We start from the raw sequence: 20,520 nt of genomic DNA, 5'->3' as shown, positions 1-20,520 counted from the left end.
CCGGTCGCCGTCGAGATTCGACGGCGACCGGTGCCGGTCGCTGCGGCGGGTCAGCCCGCCCAGGACGGGTCGACGCAGGCGTCCGCACGGTGGCCGAGGCGGTTGGTGACGTCGACGACGCCGTCCACGCCGCGGCACAGGCGCTCGATCACCGGGACCAGGCTGCGGTCGCCGACCGTTCCGGTGAGGGTGACGCAGCCGTCCTGGACCCGGACGTCCACGGTGTCCGGCTCGATGCTCAGGGTCCGGCGCAGCACCTCCGCCCGGATCTCCTCGCGGATCGCCCGGTCCTGCCGGAGGAACACCCGGAGCAGGTCGCTACGGCTGAGGATGCCGACCAGGCGGCCGGCCTCGTCGACGACGGGCAGCCGCTTGACGCGCTCGCCCTGCATCAGCCGCGCCGCCTCGACCACCGTCCACTCCGGGCGCGCGCACACCGCCGGGCCGGTCATCAGGCCCACGGCCGTGGTCGCCCGGCTGCGGGCGCGCTCGCGGGGCGGCAGGTTCGGGGCGAGCAGCAGTCCGGCCGGGTCCTCCTGGGCCGCCTCGTTGAGCAGCAGGTCGGCCTCGGAGACCACGCCGAGCGGCCGGTCCTCGTGGTCCAGGACGGGGACGGCGGTGATGTCGTGCTCGGCGAGCAGGCGGACGATCTCCTTGAAGCCGGTGTCGGGCCGCACGTGCACGACGGCCGAGGTCATCAGTTCTCCCACGATCCGGTGTCGCATGGTCGGGTCACTCCTTTCCGGTCGGCGGCGAGGCCGTGTGTCGGGGTACGGGGTTCAGGGGATGGGCGGGTCAGGCCTCGGGGTGGCGGACCACGACCACGGGGCAGGGCGCGTGCTGGACGCAGTGCTGGCTGACGGAGCCGAGCAGGGCGCCGGTGAAGCCGCCGTGGCCCCGGCTGCCGACGACCAGGAGCTCCGCGCCACGGGCGGCGTCCAGCAGGCACTGCACGGCGCCGCCCTCCACCACCAGGGCCTCGACCTCCGCCTCGGGGTCGGTGTCCGCCACCTGCCGGACGCAGTCGTCGAGGATCTTCCGGTAGCTGCCGGACAGGTCCTCGTACTCCATCACCGGCACGACCCAGCCGGTGGCCACCGGGTACTGCCACGCGCTCAGCGCCACGACGACGGCGCCCCGGGCACGGGCGTGGCCGACCGCCCAGCGCAGCGCGTCGACCGAGGCCGGGGACCCGTCGACACCGACCACGATCCGCGGCTGCTCCGACGCGTTCTGCTCGCTCATGGTTGTTCTCCCTCGGTTTCTCGTGTGCATCCAGGATCCGGATTCCGGCGGCGGCCTCGAAGGTCCGAACGGGCCCTGACCGCAGGGACCTTCAGCCCCGACCCGGCCGGCGCGGGAGGGTCAGACGGCGTGCAGGCCGTGGGCGGCGAACACCGCGCGCGCCGCCTCCGTCCGCTCGCGGGTGGGGGGCGGGGTGCCGGCCAGGGTGCACTCCAGGTCGAGGGCGCGCCACTTCGCCAGGCCGAGGCGGTGGAAGGGCAGCACGTCGACCCGGGTGACGTTGCCGAGCGAGGCGGTGAAGGCCGCGACTCCCTCGACGTTCTCGGCGGGGTCGGTCAGGCCGGGGACGAGGACGAACCGGACCCAGACCTCCTTGCCGAGGCCGGCCAGCCGGCGGGCGAAGTGCAGGGTGGGGGCGAGTTCCCGGCCGGTGAGGTGGCGGTAGAGCGCGCGGTCCCAGGACTTGATGTCGAGCAGGACGAGGTCGGTGTCGGCGAGCAGCGCGTCGGTGGCGCGGGCGCCGAGGAAGCCGGAGGTGTCCAGCGCGGTGTGCAGGCCGAGTTCGTGCTTGAGGCGGTGCAGGAGTTCGCCGGTGAGGACGGGTTGGAGGAGCGGCTCGCCGCCGCTGACGGTGGCGCCGCCGCCCGAGGCGCGGATGAACTCGACGTACTTGGCGGCCTCGGCGAGGATCTCGTCCGCGTCGGCGCGCCGGCCGTCGCGCAGGTGCCAGGTGTCGGGGTTGTGGCAGTACAGGCAGCGCAGCGGGCAGCCGGAGAGGAACGCGACGAAGCGGGTGCCGGGGCCGTCCACGCCGGTGGACAGGTCCCAGGAGTGGAGCCTGCCGGCGACCGGCGCGGCGGCGGTGGGCGCGGCCGTCACAGCGAGCCGTGGAAGGTGCGGTTGACCACGTCGAGCTGCTGCTCGCGGGTGAGCCGGACGAAGTTGACCGCGTAGCCGCTGACCCGGATGGTCAGCTGCGGGTACCTCTCCGGGTGCTCCATGGCGTCCAGCAGGGTGCCGCGGTCGAGCACGTTGACGTTCATGTGGAAGCCGCGGCAGGTGGTGTAGCCGTCCAGCACGCCGACCAGGTTGTGCACGCGCTCCTCGGGGGTGCGCCCGAGCGCGTCCGGCGTGACGGTGTTGGTGAGCGAGATGCCGTCCTCGGCGTGCTCGTAGGGCAGTTTGGCGACGGACAGCGCGCTGGCCACGTAGCCGTGGCGGTCCCGCCCGTTCATCGGGTTGGCGCCGGGCGAGAACGGCTCGCCGGCCCGGCGGCCGTCCGGGGTGTTGCCGGTCTTCTTGCCGTAGACGACGTTGGAGGTGATGGTCAGCACGGACTGGGTGTGCTCGGCTCCCCGGTAGGTGGGGTGGCGGCGCACCTTCGCCATGAACTCCTCGACCAGCCGGACGGCGATCGCGTCGGCGCGGTCGTCGTTGTTGCCGTAGGCCGGGTAGTCGCCGTCGACCAGGTAGTCGGTGACCAGCCCGGTCTCGTCCCGCACCGGCCTGACCTTCGCGTACCTGATCGCGGACAGCGAGTCGGCGGCCACGGCGAGCCCGGCGATGCCGCAGGCCATGGTGCGCCGCACGTCCCGGTCGTGCAGGGCCATCTCAAGGCGCTCGTAGGCGTACTTGTCGTGCATGTAGTGGATCACGTTCAGCGCGTGGACGTAGGTCTCGGCGAGCCAGTCCAGCTGCTGGTCGAGCCGGGCCAGGACCTCGCCGTAGTCGAGCACCACGCCGCCGACCGGGGTGGTGGCCGGGCCGACCTGGGCACCGGTCAGCTCGTCCCGGCCGCCGTTGATCGCGTAGAGCAGCGTCTTGGCGAGGTTGACCCGGGCGCCGAAGAACTGCATCTGCTTGCCGACCTCCATGGCGGAGACGCAGCAGGCGATCGCGGTGTCGTCGCCGAAGCGCGGGCGCACCAGCTCGTCGGACTCGTACTGGATGCTGGAGGTGTCGATCGACACCTTGGCGCAGAACTCCTTGAACCCGCGCGGGAGTTGCGGGGACCAGAAGACGGTCATGTTGGGCTCGGGCGCCGGGCCGAGGTTGTAGAGGGTCTGCAGGTAGCGGAAGGACGTCCGGGTGACCAGCGGACGGCCGTCCTGGCCCATGCCGCCGATCGACTCGGTGACCCAGGTCGGGTCGCCGGAGAACAGCTGGTCGTACTCGGGGGTGCGCAGGAAGCGGACGATCCGCAGCTTGATGACGAAGTCGTCGACCAGCTCCTGTGCCTGACGTTCCGTCAGGACACCGGCATCCAGGTCGCGCTGGAGGTAGACGTCGAGGAAGGTCGACGTCCTGCCCAGCGACATCGCGGCGCCGTTCTGCTCCTTGACCGCCGCCAGGTAGGCGAAGTAGAGCCACTGGACGGCCTCGCGGGCGGTCGAGGCCGGGCCGGAGACGTCGTACCCGTAGGCCGCGGCCATCTCCTTCAGTTCGCCCAACGCCCTGATCTGCTCGGCGAGTTCCTCCCGCTCGCGGATGGTCGACTCGACCAGGGCCGGGTCGGCGGGCGCCGGGTCGAGCGCCGCCTTCTCGGCCCGCTTGGCCGCGATCAGCCGGTCCACGCCGTACAGCGGAACGCGGCGGTAGTCGCCGATGATCCGGCCGCGGCCGTAGGCGTCCGGGAGCCCGGTGACGACGCCGGCCTTGCGGGCGGCCAGGATCTCGGGGGTGTAGGCGTCGAACACGCCGTCGTTGTGGGTCTTGCGGTACTCGGTGAAGACCTTCTCCAGCTCCGGCGACACGGGGTAGCCGTAGGTCCGCAGTGCGCCGGCGACCATCCGCCAGCCGCCGTACGGCATGATCGCCCGCTTCAGCGGGGCGTCGGTCTGCAGGCCGACGATCAACTCCCGTTCCCGGTCGATGTATCCGGGCGCGTGCGCGGTGATGCTCGACGGGGTGTCGTACGCGATGTCGAGGACGCCCTTGGCGCGCTCCTCGGGGAAGCGGTCGGTGATCCGCCGCCACACCGCCAGGGTGCGCTCGGTCGGGCCGGCCAGGAAGGCGCTGTCGCCCCGGTAGGGGGTGTAGTTGTGCTGGATGAAGTCGCGGACGTCGATCGCGTCCCGCCAGTAGCCGCCCCGGAAGCCGTCCCAGGCCGTGCGGGAGTCCGCGGTGCGCTCGTCGGTGGTGCGCTCGTGCTGCTGCGAGGTGGTCATCTCGGTGTCCTCTCTCAGGCCTGGTCGCCGTAGTACGCCTGGCGCATCAGCTGCTGCATGTCCGCGAGCATCGGCATCCGCGGGTTGGCCGGGGCGCACTGGTCCTCGTAGGCGTTCATCGCCTGCCGCGGCAGGGCCGCCAGGAAGGCGGTCTCGTCGACGCCCGCGTCCTTGAAGGAGCGCGGGATGCCGACCTTGTCGCGCAGTTCCTCGACCGCCGCGGCGAGGGACTCCACGCCCTGCTCGGGGGTGTCGGCCGGCAGGCCGAGCATCCGCGCGATCGCCCGGTAGCGCTCGGGGGCCTGGTAGCTCCCGTACTTGGGCCAGCCGGTGACCTTGGCGGGCGCCGCGCCGTTGTAGCGGATCACGTGCGGCAGCAGGAGGGCGTTGGTCCGGCCGTGGGCGACGTGGAAGGTCCCGCCGAGCGTGTGCGCCATGGCGTGGACCACGCCCAGGAAGGCCGAGCCGAAGGCCATGCCCGCGATCGTGCCCGCGTTGTGCATCTTCTCGCGGGCGAGCGGGTTGTCCGGGCCGTTGGTGACGGCCTCCTCAAGGTGGTCGAAGATCAGCCGGATGCCCTGGAGGGCGAGGCCGTCGGTGAAGTCGTTGGCGTAGACCGAGACGTAGGTCTCGATGCAGTGGGTGAGCGCGTCGAAGCCGGAGTCGGCGGTGACGTGCTGGGGCAGGCGGGTGGTGAGCGCCGGGTCGACGATGGCCACGCTCGGGGTGAGCGCGTAGTCCGCGAGCGGGAACTTCTGGCCGGTGGCGGTGTCGGTGATGACGGCGAAGGGGGTGACCTCGCTGCCGGTGCCCGAGGTGGTGGGGATGCACACCAGCTTCGCCTTCTCCCCCAGGTCGGGGAAGGTGAAGGCGCGCTTGCGGATGTCGAAGAACTTCTCCTTCAGGTCCGCGAACTCCACCTCCGGGTGCTCGTACATCAGCCACATCACCTTGGCGGCGTCCATCGGCGAGCCGCCGCCGAGGGCCACGATGGTGTCCGGCGCGAAGTCCCGCATCAGCTCGGCGCCCCTGCGGACGGTGTCGATGCTCGGGTTGGGTTCGACGAAGTCGACGACCCGGACCTCGACGGGCTCGCGACGCCGGTCCAGCACGGCGCGCACCCGCTCCAGGTGGCCGATCTCCACCATCGTCCGGTCGGTGACGACCACGACGCGGTGCGCGTTCGGCATGCTGGCCAGGTACGTGACCGAGTTGCGCTCGAAGTAGATCTTCGGCGGGACCTTGAACCACTGCATGTTGGTGTTGCGCCGCCCGATCCGCTTGATGTTGACGAGGTTCAGCGCCGAGACGTTGCCCGCCACCGAGTTGTGCCCGTAGCTGCCGCAGCCGAGGGTCAGCGAGGGCGTGAAGGCGTTGTAGACGTCGCCGATGCCGCCCTGCGAGCTGGGCGCGTTCCAGATGATCCGGCAGGCCTTGACGGCGTGCCCGAACTCCTCGACGAACGCCGCGTCCTCGGTGTGCACCGCCGCCGAGTGCCCGAGGCCGTTGAACTCGACCATCGCGCGGGCGAGTTCGACGCCCTCCCGGCGGGTGGGAGCGGTCAGGACGGCGAGCACCGGGCAGAGCTTCTCACGGGTCAGCGGCTCCCGCGGCCCGACCGCGTCGCAGTCGACGAGGATCACCGAGGTGTCGGCCGGCACCTCGAACCCGGCCGCCTCGGCGATCTGCGCGGCCGAGCGGCCCACCACGTCGGCGTTCAACCGCTCCCCGGCGCAGGAGGAGCCGTCGCCCGTGCCGAACAGGTGGCGCTCCAGCAGCGCCTTCTCCCCCGCGTCCGCGTGGTGGGCCTTCAGCGTGCGGAACTCGGCGAGCGCCGCGTCGCGGATCTCCGCGTCCAGGATCACCGCCTGCTCGGAGGCGCAGATCATGCCGTTGTCGAAGGACTTCGACAGCACGATGTCGTTCACCGCCCGCCGCAGGTCCGCGCTGCGCTCCACGTACGCCGGGACGTTGCCCGCGCCGACGCCCAGCGCCGGCTTGCCGCAGGAGTAGGCGGCCCGCACCATCGCGTTGCCGCCGGTAGCGAGGATGGTGGCGACGTCCGGGTGGTTCATCAGGGCGTGGGTGGCCGCCATCGACGGCTCCTCGATCCACTGCACGCAGTGCGCCGGGGCGCCCGCCGCGACCGCCGCGTCCCGCACGATCCGCGCGGCCTCGGCCGAGCAGCGCTGGGCCGAGGGGTGGAAGGAGAACACGATCGGGTTGCGGGTCTTGAGGGCGAGCAGGCACTTGAAGATCGTGGTCGAGGTCGGGTTGGTCACCGGGGTGATGCCCGCGACCACGCCGACCGGCTCGGCGATCTCCACGATGCCGTCGATCTCGTCCCGGTGCACCACCCCGACCGTCTTCGTCCGGGCCATCACGTGGGTGACGTTCTCGCAGGCGAAGACGTTCTTCACCGCCTTGTCCTCGAACAGCCCCCGCCCGGTCTCCTCCACCGCCAGCGCGGCCAGCCCGGTGTGCCGCTCCAGCGCGGCCAGCGAGGCCTTCTTGACGATGTCGTCGACCTGGTCCTGGGTGTAGTCCGCGTACGCGGCGAGCGCCGTCAGCGCGTCGGCGACCAGCGTGCCGACGACGGCCTCGGGGCTCGGCGCCGCGTCCGGGTGGGGGGCCGGCCCGGAGGAGGGCTGCTCCTCGGTCTGCGGGCGACGGGGCATGGCTACGACCACCTTTCGGTTCGTCATCAGGGCTCGCGCGAGCGGCTGTCCCGCTCGCGCTGCCACCTCCACCCTCCCCCGGCCGGCTCTGCCCGGGACCCTGCCGAAGGGGCACACCCGGTAGTCGAAGGTCCCGTCTCCGGGGACCGCTGGTCCCGGCCGAGCGCCCGCACGGAAACGCCGAGGCGGCCGTGGCGCCGACGTGTTCGTCGGTGCCACGGCCGCTTTCCGCACGCCGATGGGCTCAGTCGTGCGGCACGACCGCCACCGGGCCGTGCGCGTGGTGCAGCACGGCGTGCGCCACGCCGCCGAGCCAGGGCGCGGCCGCGTGCAGCCCGGACGTCCGGCGGCCCACCACGGTCAGCGCGGCGCCCCGGGACGCCTCCACCAGCGCCCGCCCGGCCGGCCACGCCGTCACCTCGGCCTCGACGCGGACCTCGGGGTGCTTCTCCCGCCAGGGCGCCAGCGTGTCCCGCAGGCGCGTCAGCTCCGCCTCCGCCAGGGCGTCCCTGATCTCCCGCTGGTCCACCGGCCCCTCCGTCACGTACGGCCCGGACTGGTACGTCCGGCTCTCCAGCGCCCGCAGGGTCGCGCCGCGCGCGGCGGCCTCCGCGAAGGCGAAGGAGAGCAGCTCGCCGCAGGGCCGCACGCTGTCCAGCCCGACCAGCACGTCGCCGCCGGCGGCCCCCTGGCCCTCCGACCCGGCCCGCACCAGCACCACCGGGCAGTGCGCCCGCGCCGCCGTGCGCAGCGCGGTCGAGCCGACCAGCAGCCCGGCGAACCCGCCGGTCCCGCGCGAGCCGACGACCAGCAGGCTGTCCCGCCAGCCGGCGGCGGCCAGCGCGTACGCCGGGTTGCCGGGGACGTGCCGGCAGGTGAGCTCCAGGCCCGGCAGGACGCCCGCGATGTGGTCCCGGACGGCGAGCACCGCCTGCGGCAGGGGCTCGACGGCCTCGTCCGGCTCCGTGGGCGCGAACTCCTCCTGCGCCCCGACGTGGAGCATGCACAGGGGCCGGCCGCTGCGCTCGGCCTCCCGCGCGGCCCACTCGGCGGCGGCCCAGCTCGCTTCCGAACCGTCGACTCCGACCACTACGGCGTGCGACATGACGACGCTCCTCCCTCGTTCACCGGTCGCGGCGCAGCTGCACGCGACCCTCGGTGTCCTGCTCCACACTCCCGCTCGCCCCGGGAGGGCCACAGGGGCCGAGCAGCCCTCCGGTGCGGTCCGAAGGTCCCTGCCGCTCCCCCGGTCCGCCCGAACGGCCCTGGTCCGAGGCCGTCACCGCCTACCGCCTGCTCGGGCTCGACCTGCCCGTCCCGCCGGTGCACCACGCCCTGACCGAGCCCGACGCCGTCCTCGCCGCCCTCAAGACCGCCTTCGCCTGAGCCCCCCGGTAACTCGAAGCCCTCCCCGGATCGCCGATCCGGGGAGGGCTTCTTGCTGCCCGCGACACGGGCACGCCCCGAGGCAGCAGACACAAAGCAGCGCCGGGAGCGGCCCCACCCGCTCCCGGCGCTCTGCGTGGGCCCGGTCCGGCCCCCACGACCGGCCGGGCCTCACCCCCGTTACTGGTCCACGGGAGTGATGAGGCCGTAGTGGCCGTCGTACCGGTGGTACAGGACGTTGCCCCGGCCGGTCGCGGCGTCCGTGAAGAAGACGAACGGCAGGCCGCCCAGGTCCAGGCGCGCGGCCGCCTCGGCGACGGTGAGCGCGGGGGCGCCGGCGGCGGTCACCGGGAGGCCCGGGTCGGTGTCGGGCGTGGTGCCGGCCGAGGTGATCCGGTACTCGCCGGTCGCCGCGTCCCGGTGGACGACGCTCTCGTGGCCCGTCTCCGTGTCGGTGTACAGGTGGAAGTCGTAGTCCATCGCCTCCAGTTCGAACACCGCCGACCAGCCGGTCTGCCGCGCGAGGCTGTAGGTCTTGTGCCGCACGACCCGGCGCTCCTCGACGCCCAGCGCGCGGCGCTGCGGCCGGTGCTCCTGCCCGGTGGGCGCGGGCACGACCGCGGGCGTCTCGGCGTGGTGGCGGTGGTGGTGCCGCCGGTGGGTCCGGACGCGGGCGATCCGGGCGTTGAGGCGGTCCTGGAGCAGGTCGACGGCCTCCTGCATGGTGGTGGCGGCGACCTGGGCTCGTACCGGCCGTCCGTTGAGGTCGATCACGGCCTGGGCGATCGACGGCCTGGCGACGGCGTGGTTGGCCTCCTGGGTGAGCTTCACCCGGGCCGCGAGGACCGGCTCGTCGAGGCGTTCGAGGACGGCGTGCAGCTTGGTGCGGGCGTAGTCGGGCGCGGCCGGCGAGACTTCGCCGCGGGTCGCCACCAGGACTTCGGTGGCGGGCCGGCTCTGCAGACGGGTCATCAGGGTTCTCCTTTGCGGGTGGTTCTCAGACTGCCGCGTGCCGGTCGGCGGGGCCGAGGGCTGAAGGTCCCTTCGGCAGTGCCTCGGGTCCCGGTCCCGCGGGTGCCGGCAGCGCGCGGATGGTGGTGCCGGTGGTGCCGAGGATGGTGCCGAGGGCGTCGTCGAGGGGGCCGATGGCCGCGAGGCCGCCGGTCCGTTCGGCGAAGGCGGCGGCGGCCTCGGCCTTGGGGCGCATCGACCCTTCCGGGAGGTCCAGTTCGCGCAGCCGGCCGGGGGTGGCGGTGACCAGCGGGCCGGGGCGGGAGGTGCCGAAGCGGGTGAACACGTGGGTGACGTCGGTGAGGATCAACAGGGCGTCGGCGTCGAGCTGTTCGGCGAGCAGCGCGGCGGCCAGGTCCTTGTCGACGACGGCCTCGATGCCGCGCACCAGGCCGGTGTCCCGGTCCCGGGTGACCGGGACTCCGCCGCCCCCGGCGGCGATCACGACCGCTCCGGTCGCCAGCAGGGCCCGGACGGCGGGGAGTTCGACGATCGCGGTGGGGCGGGGCGAGGGGACGACCCGGCGCAGGTGTTCACCGTCGCGCGCCGTGGTCCAGCCGCGCTCGGTCTCCATCGCCCTGGCCTGCCGCTCGGTGAGCCGCCCGCCGATGAACTTCCCGGGACTCTCGAACGCGGGGTCGTCCGGGTCCACCTCGGTGTGGGTGGTCAGCGCGGTGACGGCCCGGCCGGGAAGCCGGCCCAGGAGCTCGCGGACGAGCAGGGTGGCGATCATGCCCTGGGTCTGGGCGCCGAGGACGTCCAGCGGGTAGGGCGCGGTGAGCTCCGGGTCGCTCTCGCTCTCCTGGGCGAGCAGGCCGATCTGCGGCCCGTTGCCGTGGGTGATCACCAACTCGTTTCCGGCGGTGACGAGTTCGGCGAGCGAGCGGGCGGCGTCGTGGACGTGGTGCTGCTGGACGGCGGCGTCGGGGTGTTCGCCCCGCCGGAGCAGCGCGTTCCCGCCGAGGGCGGCGACGATGCGCATGGTCACTTCCTCCCGAGGGTGGCGACCAGGATCGCCTTGATGGTGTGCATGCGGTTCTCGGCCTGGTCGAAGACCAGCGAGGCCGGCGACTCGAAGACCTCGTCGGTGACTTCGAGGCCGTCGAGCCCGTGCTCCTCGGCGAGTTCGGCGCCGAGGTCGGTACGGCGGTCGTGCAGGGCGGGCAGGCAGTGCAGGAAGGCCGTGTCGGGGTTGCCGGTGGCCGCCAGGGTCTTGGCGTTGACCTGGTACGGCAGCAGCCGGGCGATGCGCTCGGGCCAGCGGGCGTGGTCCTCGCCCATGGAGACCCACACGTCGGTGTAGAGGTAGTCCGCCCCGGTCACGGCTTCCTCGACCTCCTCGCAGAGCGTGAGCCGGGCGCCGCTGTCCCGGCCGAGCCGGAGGCAGTCGGAGACCAGCGCGGGGGCGGGCCACAGCTCGCGCGGGGCCGCGACGCGCACGTCCATGCCGAGCAGACTGCCCATGACCGCCAGGGAGTTGGCGGTGTTGTTGCGGGCGTCACCGAGGTAGCAGAAAGAGATCTCCTCCAGCGGTTTCCCGGCGTGCTCGCGCATCGTGAACACGTCGCACAGGCTCTGGGTGGGGTGGCACTGGTCGGTGAGGCCGTTGTAGACGGGGACTCCGGCGTGGGCGGCGAGTTCGGTGACGGCGTCCTGCTCGAAGCCGCGGTACTCGACGGCGTCGTACATCCGGCCGAGGACCCGGGCGGTGTCGGCGATGCTCTCCTTGTGGCCGAGGTGCGAGCCGTCCGGGCCGAGGTAGGTGGTCATGGCGCCCTGGTCGGCCGCGGCGACCTCGAAGGCGCAGCGGGTCCGGGTGGAGCTCTTCTCGAAGATCAGGGCGATCCTGCGGCCGGTCAGCCGGGGTGTCTCGGTGCCGGCCTGCCGGGCGGCCTTCAGTTCGGCGGCGAGGTCGAGCAGGTGGTGGATCTCGGCGGCGGTGAAGTCGAGTTCGCGCAGGTAGTGGCGGCCGGTGAGGTCGACGGTCATGGCGGTTGCTCCTCGGGTGATCGGCTCGGTGGCCGACTCGGTGGCCGGCTCGGTGGTCAGTTGGCGGGGTCGCGCTCGATCGGACAGCTCATGCAGCGCGGGCCGCCCCGGCCGCGGCCGAGCTCGGAGCCGGCGATGGTGACGATCTCGACGCCCTGCTTGCGCAGGTACGTGTTGGTGGTGGTGTTGCGCTCGTAGCCGACGACGACGCCGGGCTCCAGGGCGAGGAAGTTGCTGCCGTCGTCCCACTGTTCGCGCTCGGCGGCCCGGGCGTCCTGCTCGGCGGACAGGAAGCGGACCTTGTCCAGGCCGAGCGCCTCGGCGAGCGAGGCGGCGAGGTCGGTGTCGGCCCGCACGTCGAAGCCGGCGGGGCGTTCGGGCGCCGGGGTGAGGGTCCAGGAGCGCAGGTCGTCCGCCAGGCCCGGGTAGACGGTGAAGGTGTCCCGGTCGATCATCGTCAGGACGGTGTCCAGGTGCATGAACGCCCGGCTCTCCGGCAGGCGGACGGCGATCAGCCGGTGCGCGGTGCCGGTCAGGAAGAGCTGCTGGGCGAGGGTCTCGACGGCCTGCGCGGTGGTGCGCTCGCCCATGCCGACCATGACCACGCCGGGGGCGACGACGTGCACGTCCCCGCCCTCCAGGGTCAACCCGGGGGCCGTGGTGGTGCCGTCGAGCAGCGGGGGCGCGGTCTCGGCGAACAGCGGGTGGAAGCGGTAGATCGCGGCGGTGTGCAGGGTCTCCCGCCGGCGGGCCGGCCTGGCCATCGGGTTGAGGCTGTAACGGCCGCCGATCCAACAGGAGTTGTCGCGCGGGAAGAGCTGGTTGGGCAGTGGTGGGAGGGCGAAGTCCTGCTCGCCGAGGGTGCTCCAGAGCAGGCTGCGGGGGGTGCGCAGCGGCAGGTCGGCCTTGAGGACCCCGCCGATCAGGTACGCGGCGAGGGTGGCGCCGTCGAGCTGTTCGCTCAGCTCCCGGACCGGCTCGACGAGCGCGGGCCCGACGACGGCGGGGGTGACGACCTGGCCGAGCAGCCAGGCCCGGGCGGGCGGCAGGTCGAGCGTCTCGGCGAGCAGGTCGGCGTAGTGGTGGACGCGCACGCCGTGGTCGCGCAGCACCTGGGCGAAGGCGTCGTGCTCCTCGCGGGCGCGCTTGGCCCACAGGATGTCGTCGAAGAGCAGGTCGTCGACGTTGCGGGGGGTCAGCCGGGCGAGTTCCAGGCCCGGGCGGTGCAGGATCACCTGCCGCAGGCGGCCGGCCTCCGAGTCGACGCGCAGAGTGGACATCTCGGTGTGCTCCCTCGTGGTCAAGGACGGTTCTCAGTGCTGGTGGCGCGGCGTCATCGGCCGGACGTGCGGCCGCTTCAGCCAGATGTGGACGGGGATGCCGAGCAGGACGGCGAACAGGCCGTAGTAGACGGTCTGGTAGCCGCTGCCCTGGATCGACCAGTAGGAGAAGGCCAGGGCCAGGACGGTGACGGCCGTGTCGCGCAGGAGGCGGCGCCGGTCCAGTTCCGCCCGGCCGTGCTGCGCCAGCCAGTACAGCTGGGCGGCGGCCGAGACGAGATACGGGATGACGGCGGTGAGCACGCTCAGCAGCACGATCTCGGTGAACACCCGGGTGAAGCGGGTGTAGCTGATCACGGTGAGCGCCGAGGCGAGCACCGTCGCGGAGACGATGCCGAAGGCCGGCACCTCGCCGCGGCCCCGGGTGCCGGCGAAGGCGGACGGGAACAGCCCGTCCCGGGCGGCGGCCATGGGCATCTCGGCGCAGATCAGCGTCCAGCCGTTCAGCGCCCCGAGCCCGGAGACGATCGCGGCGACGGCGACCAGGTTCCCGGCCCAGTGCCCGCCGGCGATGCCGTTCATGGCGTCGGTGAACGGCGCGGCGGAGGAGCCGAGCCGGTCGTGCGGGACGGTGCCGAACACCGCCAGGGTGCCGAGCAGGTAGATCGCCGCGCAGGCCAGGGTGCCGTACACCGTCGCCCGCGGCACGTTGCGCTTCGGGTCGCGCACCCGCCCGGCCGCCACCGAGGCGGTCTCCAGGCCGATGTAGCTGAACAGCGCGATCGCCCCGGCCGCCGAGACGGCGCCCAGCGCCGAGCCGCCGCTCGCGTTGAAGGCCCCGAAGTTGCCGGACTTCACGAACAGCAGGCCGGCCGTGGCCATGAACGCCAGCGGCAGGAACTTCAGCACGGTGGTGACGACCTGGAAGGCCCCGATCGCGCGCACCCCGGTCAGGTTCACGATCGCGGGCAGCCACAGGCCCACCAGGGCGATCGCGATCGAGGCCCAGGTGTGGTGGCCCTTGTTGACGAACACCTCGACGTAGCCGACCCAGGCCACCGCGATCGCGGCGTTCCCGGCCCAGGCCGTGATCCAGTACGACCAGGCGGTGAGGAACCCGGCGAACTCGCCGAACGCCTCCCGGGCGTAGACGTACGGGCCGCCGCTGCCCGGCACCCGCTCCGACAGGCGGCCGAAGGTCACGGCGAGCGCCAGCGCGCCCACGGTGACCAGGACGAAGGCCACCAGCGCGATCGGCCCGTACGGGGCGAGCGCCGAGGGCAGCGCGAACACCCCGGTTCCGATGATGCTGCCGACCACCAGGGCGGTGGCGCCGGGGAGCCCGAAGGTCCCGCCGCGCCGGGGCGTCCCGTCGTCCGCCGTGCTCTCCGGTGGTCTTGCGCGGTCGCGTACGGACATCGGGGGCTCCTTCGCCGGCTGCTGGATCCCGGGGACCGGGCCGGTCCTCGCGGTGGTGTCGCTGAAGATCCTCGACCCGCCGGGCGGCGCGCCCCAGGGGCCGACCGTCCCGGTCACCCACGCCGGCGGTCCCTGCCGCACCCACCCGATGGTCCCGGGCGTCCACCGGGGCGGCGGGGGCCTCCGCGCGGGTGAAGCTCCGCCGGAACGTTTCTCCAGTGGCGGAATGCGGCGAGTCCGTGGCGAAACGGTGTGGTCCGATGGGATGCACGTCCGTTTCGTCCCGAGAGGACCCCATGCCCTCCTCATCCGTCAGCCGTGCCGCCGCCACCCGCCTGACCGCCCGCCGGGCCGTCGTCGTCGGCACCGCCCTCGCCGCCGCCGCGGGCCAGTTGCTGGTCGCCCCCACGCTCGCCGACGCCCGGGGCTCGGGCTCGTCGAAGGCCGACCCGCGAGCCACGACCATCGCCTCGAACCCGCTGCCCTTCACCACCCGTTTCCAGGGTGACTTCCACGGTTCCATCACCCGGATCAGCAACTCGCTGATGACCTGTGACGAGACCAAGGCCCCCCTGGACCCGGCCCAGGTGCCGTGCGAGCAGGCCCGCCAGGGCCTCGGCCCGATGCCGATCAACAACAAGTACGAGATGAAGTACATCAACATCGACCCGGGCTCGATCGGCCCGGAGGGCGATCCGATCTACTCCGCCAGCTCCGCCGACCTCGGCCTGCTCGACGGCTCCAAGGTCAAGTACGCGCGGCTGTACTGGGGCGGCACCCGCGGCATCGGCGACACCGTGCTGCCGGAGAGCCAGATCGACGGGGTCTACCTGAAGATCCCGGGCGAGGCGCAGTACCGGGCCGTCAACAACGACCAGCCGTCCATCGGCTACATCACCACCGACGTGGAGAGCAGCTACCAGGCCTCCGCCGACATCACCGACCTCGTCAAGCAGGCCGGCAACGGCACGTACACCGTCGCCAACATGGACTCGGTGGTCAAGCCGCACAGCTGGGGCGGCTGGACGATCGTGGTCGCGTACGAGAACGACTGCAAGCCGATGCGCCACATCCACCTGTGGGACGGCTTCCAGGTCGAACTGCCGGACAGCCCGCAGCTGGACATCCACCTGGGCGGGCTGCAGACCCCGCACAGCGGCCCGGTCGGGGGCAAGCTCGGCTTCGTCGTCTACGACGGCGACCTCAAGTGGACCGGCGACACCCTGTCGGTCAAGTCCACCAACGGGCCGTCGACGCTCTTCCAGGACGTCAACCACGCGCCGAACGACGCCTTCAACTCCACCATCGAGGAGCTCACCCCGGCCGACCAGTTCGCCCGGAACCCGTACAACCGCAACAACTTCGGCTACGACTCCAACCGCTGGGACATCTCGCCGTTCCTGCGCAACGGGGACACCGACCTGACCGCCACCTTCAACACCCAGAAGGACGGCTACGACATCGGCGTCTTCTACGCCTACGTCAACCTGGACGGCTCGACCGACGTCTGATCCGCCGCCCGCCCCCGGGTGCTCCGGGCCCGCCCTCGTCCGCTCGACGAGGGCGGGCCCCACCGCGTGACCGTCCGCCGCCGCCCGGCCTCACGCCAGCGGTGCCGACCAGAGCAGCCGGGTGCCGCCCCCGACCGGAGCGGTCACCTCGAACACGCCGCCGAGGGCCTGCGCCCGCTCGGCGAGGTTGCGCAGACCGCTGCGCCGCCCCTGCTCCGGGACGCCGACGCCGTTGTCCTGCACCGTCAGCACGACCTGCGTCCCGGTGGCCTGCAGCACGACCTCCACCCGGTCCGCCCTCGCGTGCCGGGCGGCGTTGCTCAGCGCCTCCCCCAGCACGGCCACGACGTGCTCGGCGACCTCCGCCGGGACGTCGGTGTCCAGCAGGCCCTCCATGCTCAGCCGCGGCGGGAACCCGAGGACGGCCTGGGCGTGCTCGACGGCCCGCGTGGCCCTGGCCCGCAGGCCCTGCCCGGCGCGCTCCTCGCGGGCGCGGAGCCCGAAGATCGTCGAACGGATGATCTTGATGGTCTCGTCCAGGTCGCCGACCGCGCGCAGCACCCGGTCCGAGGCCCCCTCGTGCTCGATGAAGCGGGCGGCGCTCTGCAGCGTCATCCCGGTCGCGAAGAGCCGCTGGATGGCCAGGTCGTGCAGGTCGCGGGCGATCCGGTCGCGGTCCTCCAGCATGGCCAACTGCTCGGCGTCCCGGCGGCGTTCGGCCAGTTCCAGGGCGAGCGCGGCCTGGTCGGCGAAGCCCAGCAGCGGGCCGGTCTCGCGGTCGGTGAACTCGGGCCGGCCGGTCTCCCTGGCCAGCAGCAGCACCCCGTCGATCTGTCCCTCGGCCCGGCCCAGCGGCACCGCGACCGCCGCGCCGAGCCCGTCGAAGCGGCGCGGTCCGGCGGACAGCCGCGGATCGCCGGCCAGGTCCGCCGTGGTCACCGGCATCCCCGAGGCGCAGGCCTCGCCCGACAGCGAGCCCTTCAGCGGCACCACCAGGCCCGTCCGGCCGGCCGCGTTGCCGCCGAGGGCGAGCTCCACCCGCACGGTGTCCGTCCCGGCCACCGGCACGGAGACGTCGGCGAGGTCGGCGCCGGTGATCTCCCGGGCCCGCTGCGCGATCAGCTCCAGCACCTCGGACCGGGAGCCGCCGGACAGCAGGGCCCGGGTGATCTCCGCGCTCGCGCCCAGCCAGCGCTGCTGGCGCTGGGCCTCCTCGTACAGCCGGGCGTTGTCGATCGCCACGCCGGCCGCCACCGCCAGGGTGGAGATCACCGCCTCGTCGTCGGCGTCGAACTCCTCCCCGCCCTGCTTGTCGGTCAGGTAGAGGTTCCCGAAGACCTCCTCGCGCACCCGCACCGGCACCCCCAGGAAGGTCCGCATCACCGGATGGTGCGCCGGGCAGCCCACCGACGACGGGTGCTCGGAGAGGTCCTCCAGCCGCAGCGGGGCCGGGCGGTGGATCAGCTCGCCGAGCAGGCCGCGCCCGGTCGGGTACGGGCCGATCCGCGCGATCTCCTCCTCCGACAGGCCCACCGTGAGGAATTCCGACAGCGTCTCGCCGTCCGGCCCGATCACGCCCAGCGCCGCGTACCGCGCGTCCACCAGGACGGCGGCCGCCTCCACGATCCGGCGCAGCACCTGCGTCAGGTCCAGTTCCCGGCCGACCGACAGCACGGCCTCCAGCAGGCTGTGCACCCGGTCCCGGGTGCCCCGGGCGGCGTCGATCCGCGCCTGGAGCTCCTCCAGGAGTTCGTCCAACCGCAGCTGCGGCATCCGCGGCCGCACTCCGTCCCCGCCCACACGAGCCTCCTGCCGCTCTGGTTCCCGGACGGGTCGATTCTCGCAGAAGCCGACCGCCCGCCGTCCAGGCCGCCTCCTCCCCCGACCGGCAAGAGCGCAGGCCAGGGCCTGTGGGGCGGCCCGCGCGGCCGGCTGCCTCTACGCTGGCCCCCGGGCGGCCGCCCGCCGCGCACCGACTCCGGGGGGACAGCGTGATCCGCGTACAGCAGCGCACCTACACCTTGATCGCGTGGCCGTGGAGCACCATGCGGTGGGCCGAGGTCCCCGAGGGGCTCGCATTCACCCTGTACGACGTCGTCCAGCCGATGGTGCGCGGCGTCGAGGTGCCCGGCACCCCGCAGGACGCCGCCCGGTGGAAGACGGCCCACGACGCCTACCAGAGCCTGCTGAGCGACGCCGAGGACGTCGTGCGCCACGCCCACGGCGTGCGCTGCAAGGCCGGCTTCATGGTGGACCACCGCTCGGTGCGCCTGCTCCGCTACGGCATGCTGCCCCACCGCAGCGCCCGCTCCCGGCGGCTGTTCGCCGAGTGCGCGGCGCGGATGCGCACGTACGAGGAGGCGTACCGGCCCGTCCTCGAGGAGATCGAGGCCCGTCTCCCGCAGGCCTCCGCCGACCCGTCCTGACCCGCCCGTCGCGGACGCCCGGACGTCCGGACGGCCCAGCGGTTCGGCACGATGCTCGACATGATCGCCACCGGCCGCCTCGCCCCCGGCCGGATCGTCACCCGCACCGTCGGCCTCCACCAGGCGAGCGCGGTGCTGGAGTCCCTGGAGACCTACGGGCCGACCGGCGTCGTCGTCATCGACGACTTCCGGGACCCGTTCGCCCCGTGACGCCCCGCGCCCGTGACGCCCCGCGCCCGTGACGACCCGCCGAGCGGCGCTCTCACACGGGCGGCAGCAGATCGCTCTCGCTGACGGTGTACGTCAGCGGGGGGTAGCCGAAGTCCGTCTCCTGGTTCTCGCGGCGCCGCAGCCGGTAGAACTCCTGCCGCTGCTCCTCGTCGGCCGCGGTGAGGCGCGCGCCCTGCGGGAGCCGGGCGTGCCCGTCGCGGAACCGCAGGAGGGTCTTCGAGGTGCGGAAGGTGACCCCCAGCCACGCGTTGTCCGCCGCCTCGGCGGGCGCGTCCAGGACGATCCGGTGCCGGAAGCGCCGGTTCGCGTCGACGGAGAACGCGACGACACCGTGGTCGACCAGCGGGATCTCGAACCTCTCGCCGTCGGCCGCCTTCGCTTCGAAGACCAGCTTCCTCGGCGGGCCGGCGTCGGGGTGCCGGTAGCAGGAGAAGACCGCGATGAACGACGCGTCCGCCAGGTCGAGGGCCTGGTCGGAGTGGGCGCCCATCCGGGTGTAGGCGTTCGTGTAGCTCTCGATGAGGGCGTTGTTGAAGGCGACGGGGATCCCCGTGCGCTCCTGGACCTGCCGGGCCAGCCGCTCGTGCACCGGCCGGAAGCGCTGTGCCGGGCTGCCGTACCGGGTGGTGGTCCGCACCAACGGCACGTCGCCCGCCTCGTCGACCCTGGTGAGGACGGCGCCTCGCCGGCCCTTCCCCAGTTCCTCCAGCCGGGCCGTCGCGGACAGCTCCGCGAAGAGGTTCCGCTCGGCCGGCAGCACGCACGACAGGATCTCGTCCGGAATCCTAGAGGTGGGGGGCACGGTAGTCTCCCGAGTTCATGCTGAAGCGGAACCGGTCGCCGTAGTCGACGAAGGCCGACGTCCGGTTCTCCTCGGCGTACAGCCTGCGCAGCTCGTCCATGCCGTCCTGCGTGGGCGGCCCCAGCTTCACCAGCTCGCCGGCCCTCTTGAGGTACGTCCGGCCGTCCCGGTGGACGGCCTCGGTGTTCGAGCAGCGCACCACGTACCCCAGGCGGGTCGGCAGCGACTCGGCGTCCAGGGCCGAGGGCCGGATCTCGTGCGTGTACAGGCGGTTGGTGGACAGCGGCATGAAGAACACCGAGCCCGGATAGAGGGTCAGGGTGAACTGCGGGGGGAGCGCGGCCCCGGCGTGCGCCTCGACCGGCTCCTTGAGGCGGAACCGGAGCCTGGTCAGCCCGCTGACGCCCTGCACGCCGTGGTCGAAGGCGTCCCCGGCCAGGGGCCGCAGCCCGTCGAGCCGGTCGTAGAAGGTGCAGAAGGCCATGATGCCGTTGCCGGGCATGTCCTTGGTCTTGTCGGCATGGGCCGAGATCCTCGCCTTGGACTGCTTGCGCCCGGGCGTGGCACCGGTGTTGTGGTAGACCTGCGCGAGCACGTGGTTGAGCGGCGCCTGGCCCCGGAAGACGGCGGCGGCCTCGCGGTTCAGGGCCTCGACGACGGCCGTGTCGGTCGGGCGGAAACCTTCGGTCGGCCCGGAGAGGTTGGTGGAGCACCGGAGCAGGCGGAAGTGCAGCTCGTCGCCGTCCCGCGTGACGGGCGTCAGGTAGATCCCGCTGCGATGGGCACTCCCGGGCTTGGTCGACTCCGTCAGGGACTGGAACACGTGCTCCGCCCGGATCCGCCCGAAGTGGTCGGCGTCGAGGTCGAAGAAGCGGCGGTAGTACACGCCGACGCCGTGCACGCGGACGGGCACCCGGCCCACGTCCACCAGGGGCCAGGCCTCGTCGACGTCCTCCTGGTCGACCGCGAACACCCGGGCGGCCGCCCGCAGACGGCGGCCGTCGATCCCGGACAGGTCGCCGTACAGGTAGACGGTCTTCCGCACCAGGTCGGGCGAACCGGAGGCGAGGTCCTCCGGCGTGACGACGGTCCCGAAGAACTCCCTGACCACCTCGTGATCGTGCACCATCGAAGGCGCGACCAGGACGTTCCCCGCATCCTGGAGGCGGGCCTCTGCCGGCTGGACGGCCGGCGGCTCCTCGACACCCTCGCACGGACGCGCCACCCCGGCCCGGCCGATCCCGCCCGCGCCCACGGTCCCGATGCGTTCCACTGGCCCTCCCCCGTCGACTTCACCAGCGGTGGCCCGCGCTCCGACGCGCCGGCCGCCGCCGAGTCTAGGGCCCCCGGTGATCGCCGCGGGAACCGCGACCGC

18 protein-coding genes are annotated in these 20,520 nt (G+C 73.1%); 4 read left to right on the top strand and 14 right to left on the bottom strand.

What is annotated here, in order from left to right; translation table 11 throughout:
- Positions 1-50: 50 nt before the first annotated feature.
- From VM95_RS03405 to VM95_RS03380, 6 genes are all read right to left on the bottom strand, one after another.
- Positions 51-725 carry a CBS domain-containing protein gene (locus VM95_RS03405; RefSeq protein WP_045692485.1) on the bottom strand — a complete coding sequence of 225 codons (675 nt, stop codon included), beginning with the start codon at positions 723-725 and terminating at the stop codon, positions 51-53.
- Positions 726-795: 70 nt separating this feature from the next.
- A complete protein-coding gene (locus VM95_RS03400; RefSeq protein ID WP_045692484.1) occupies positions 796-1,245 on the bottom strand; it encodes a universal stress protein in 450 nt (149 codons plus the stop codon).
- Between the two features lie 120 nt (positions 1,246-1,365).
- On the bottom strand, positions 1,366-2,124 hold the full coding sequence (gene pflA / locus VM95_RS03395) for a pyruvate formate-lyase-activating protein (protein WP_045692483.1): 759 nt from the start codon (positions 2,122-2,124) through the stop codon (positions 1,366-1,368).
- Positions 2,121-4,412, bottom strand: coding sequence for a formate C-acetyltransferase (pflB, locus tag VM95_RS03390; RefSeq protein WP_045692482.1), 2,292 nt, complete (start codon positions 4,410-4,412; stop codon positions 2,121-2,123). The genes pflA and pflB overlap by 4 nt, the downstream gene beginning before the upstream one ends.
- A gap of 14 nt (positions 4,413-4,426) precedes the next feature.
- Positions 4,427-7,090, bottom strand: a complete 2,664-nt coding sequence (gene adhE / locus VM95_RS03385) for a bifunctional acetaldehyde-CoA/alcohol dehydrogenase (protein WP_045692481.1) — start codon at positions 7,088-7,090, stop codon at positions 4,427-4,429.
- Positions 7,091-7,334: 244 nt separating this feature from the next.
- Entirely contained in the window at positions 7,335-8,195 is an 861-nt protein-coding gene (locus VM95_RS03380; protein WP_045692480.1) for a universal stress protein, read from the bottom strand.
- Between the two features lie 113 nt (positions 8,196-8,308).
- Here VM95_RS03380 and VM95_RS42260 point away from each other — a divergent pair, with 113 nt between their 5' ends.
- Entirely contained in the window at positions 8,309-8,476 is a 168-nt protein-coding gene (locus VM95_RS42260) for a hypothetical protein (RefSeq protein WP_157881982.1), read from the top strand.
- A 180-nt stretch (positions 8,477-8,656) separates the two neighbouring features.
- Here VM95_RS42260 and VM95_RS03375 read toward each other — a convergent pair whose 3' ends face one another.
- Genes VM95_RS03375 through VM95_RS03355 form a run of 5 tightly spaced genes read right to left on the bottom strand, consistent with a single transcriptional unit; the run spans position 8,657 to position 14,076 of the window.
- A complete protein-coding gene (locus tag VM95_RS03375; RefSeq protein WP_045692479.1) occupies positions 8,657-9,448 on the bottom strand; it encodes a ribosome hibernation promotion factor in 792 nt (263 codons plus the stop codon).
- Between the two features lie 25 nt (positions 9,449-9,473).
- A complete protein-coding gene (locus VM95_RS03370; protein ID WP_063773442.1) occupies positions 9,474-10,469 on the bottom strand; it encodes a carbamate kinase in 996 nt (331 codons plus the stop codon).
- Positions 10,470-10,471: 2 nt separating this feature from the next.
- A complete protein-coding gene (argF, locus tag VM95_RS03365) occupies positions 10,472-11,476 on the bottom strand; it encodes an ornithine carbamoyltransferase (RefSeq protein ID WP_045692478.1) in 1,005 nt (334 codons plus the stop codon).
- 56 nt (positions 11,477-11,532) lie between these two features.
- Entirely contained in the window at positions 11,533-12,756 is a 1,224-nt protein-coding gene (locus tag VM95_RS03360) for an arginine deiminase (protein ID WP_045692477.1), read from the bottom strand.
- A 33-nt stretch (positions 12,757-12,789) separates the two neighbouring features.
- On the bottom strand, positions 12,790-14,076 hold the full coding sequence (locus tag VM95_RS03355) for an amino acid permease (RefSeq protein ID WP_045692576.1): 1,287 nt from the start codon (positions 14,074-14,076) through the stop codon (positions 12,790-12,792).
- A gap of 395 nt (positions 14,077-14,471) precedes the next feature.
- On the opposite strand from VM95_RS03355, the gene VM95_RS38480 reads away from it, so the two are divergent.
- On the top strand, positions 14,472-15,686 hold the full coding sequence (locus tag VM95_RS38480) for a hypothetical protein (RefSeq protein ID WP_052707114.1): 1,215 nt from the start codon (positions 14,472-14,474) through the stop codon (positions 15,684-15,686).
- A 90-nt stretch (positions 15,687-15,776) separates the two neighbouring features.
- Here the strand turns inward: VM95_RS38480 and VM95_RS03345 are convergent, their stop codons facing one another.
- On the bottom strand, positions 15,777-17,459 hold the full coding sequence (locus tag VM95_RS03345) for a GAF domain-containing sensor histidine kinase (RefSeq protein ID WP_045692476.1): 1,683 nt from the start codon (positions 17,457-17,459) through the stop codon (positions 15,777-15,779).
- Positions 17,460-17,677: 218 nt separating this feature from the next.
- On the opposite strand from VM95_RS03345, the gene VM95_RS03340 reads away from it, so the two are divergent.
- Both VM95_RS03340 and VM95_RS42255 read left to right on the top strand, forming a co-directional pair.
- The gene (locus tag VM95_RS03340; protein ID WP_045692475.1) at positions 17,678-18,112 is read left to right on the top strand and encodes a hypothetical protein; all 435 of its coding nucleotides are present in this window, start codon (positions 17,678-17,680) and stop codon (positions 18,110-18,112) included.
- Positions 18,113-18,172: 60 nt separating this feature from the next.
- Positions 18,173-18,322: a hypothetical protein gene (locus tag VM95_RS42255; protein ID WP_157881981.1), complete on the top strand. Its 150-nt coding sequence runs from the start codon at positions 18,173-18,175 to the stop codon at positions 18,320-18,322.
- A gap of 52 nt (positions 18,323-18,374) precedes the next feature.
- Here the strand turns inward: VM95_RS42255 and VM95_RS03335 are convergent, their stop codons facing one another.
- Complete coding sequence (locus VM95_RS03335) at positions 18,375-19,145, bottom strand: alpha-ketoglutarate-dependent dioxygenase AlkB (protein ID WP_045692474.1); 771 nt, start codon at positions 19,143-19,145, stop codon at positions 18,375-18,377.
- Positions 19,129-20,274: a hypothetical protein gene (locus VM95_RS03330; protein WP_244178616.1), complete on the bottom strand. Its 1,146-nt coding sequence runs from the start codon at positions 20,272-20,274 to the stop codon at positions 19,129-19,131. The genes VM95_RS03335 and VM95_RS03330 overlap by 17 nt, the downstream gene beginning before the upstream one ends.
- Between the last annotated feature and the right edge of the window lie 246 nt (positions 20,275-20,520).

This window comes from Streptomyces rubellomurinus (assembly GCF_000961885.1).
GTDB lineage: Bacteria > Actinomycetota > Actinomycetes > Streptomycetales > Streptomycetaceae > Kitasatospora > Kitasatospora rubellomurina.
This window is presented reverse-complemented; position numbering and strand designations above follow the sequence as displayed.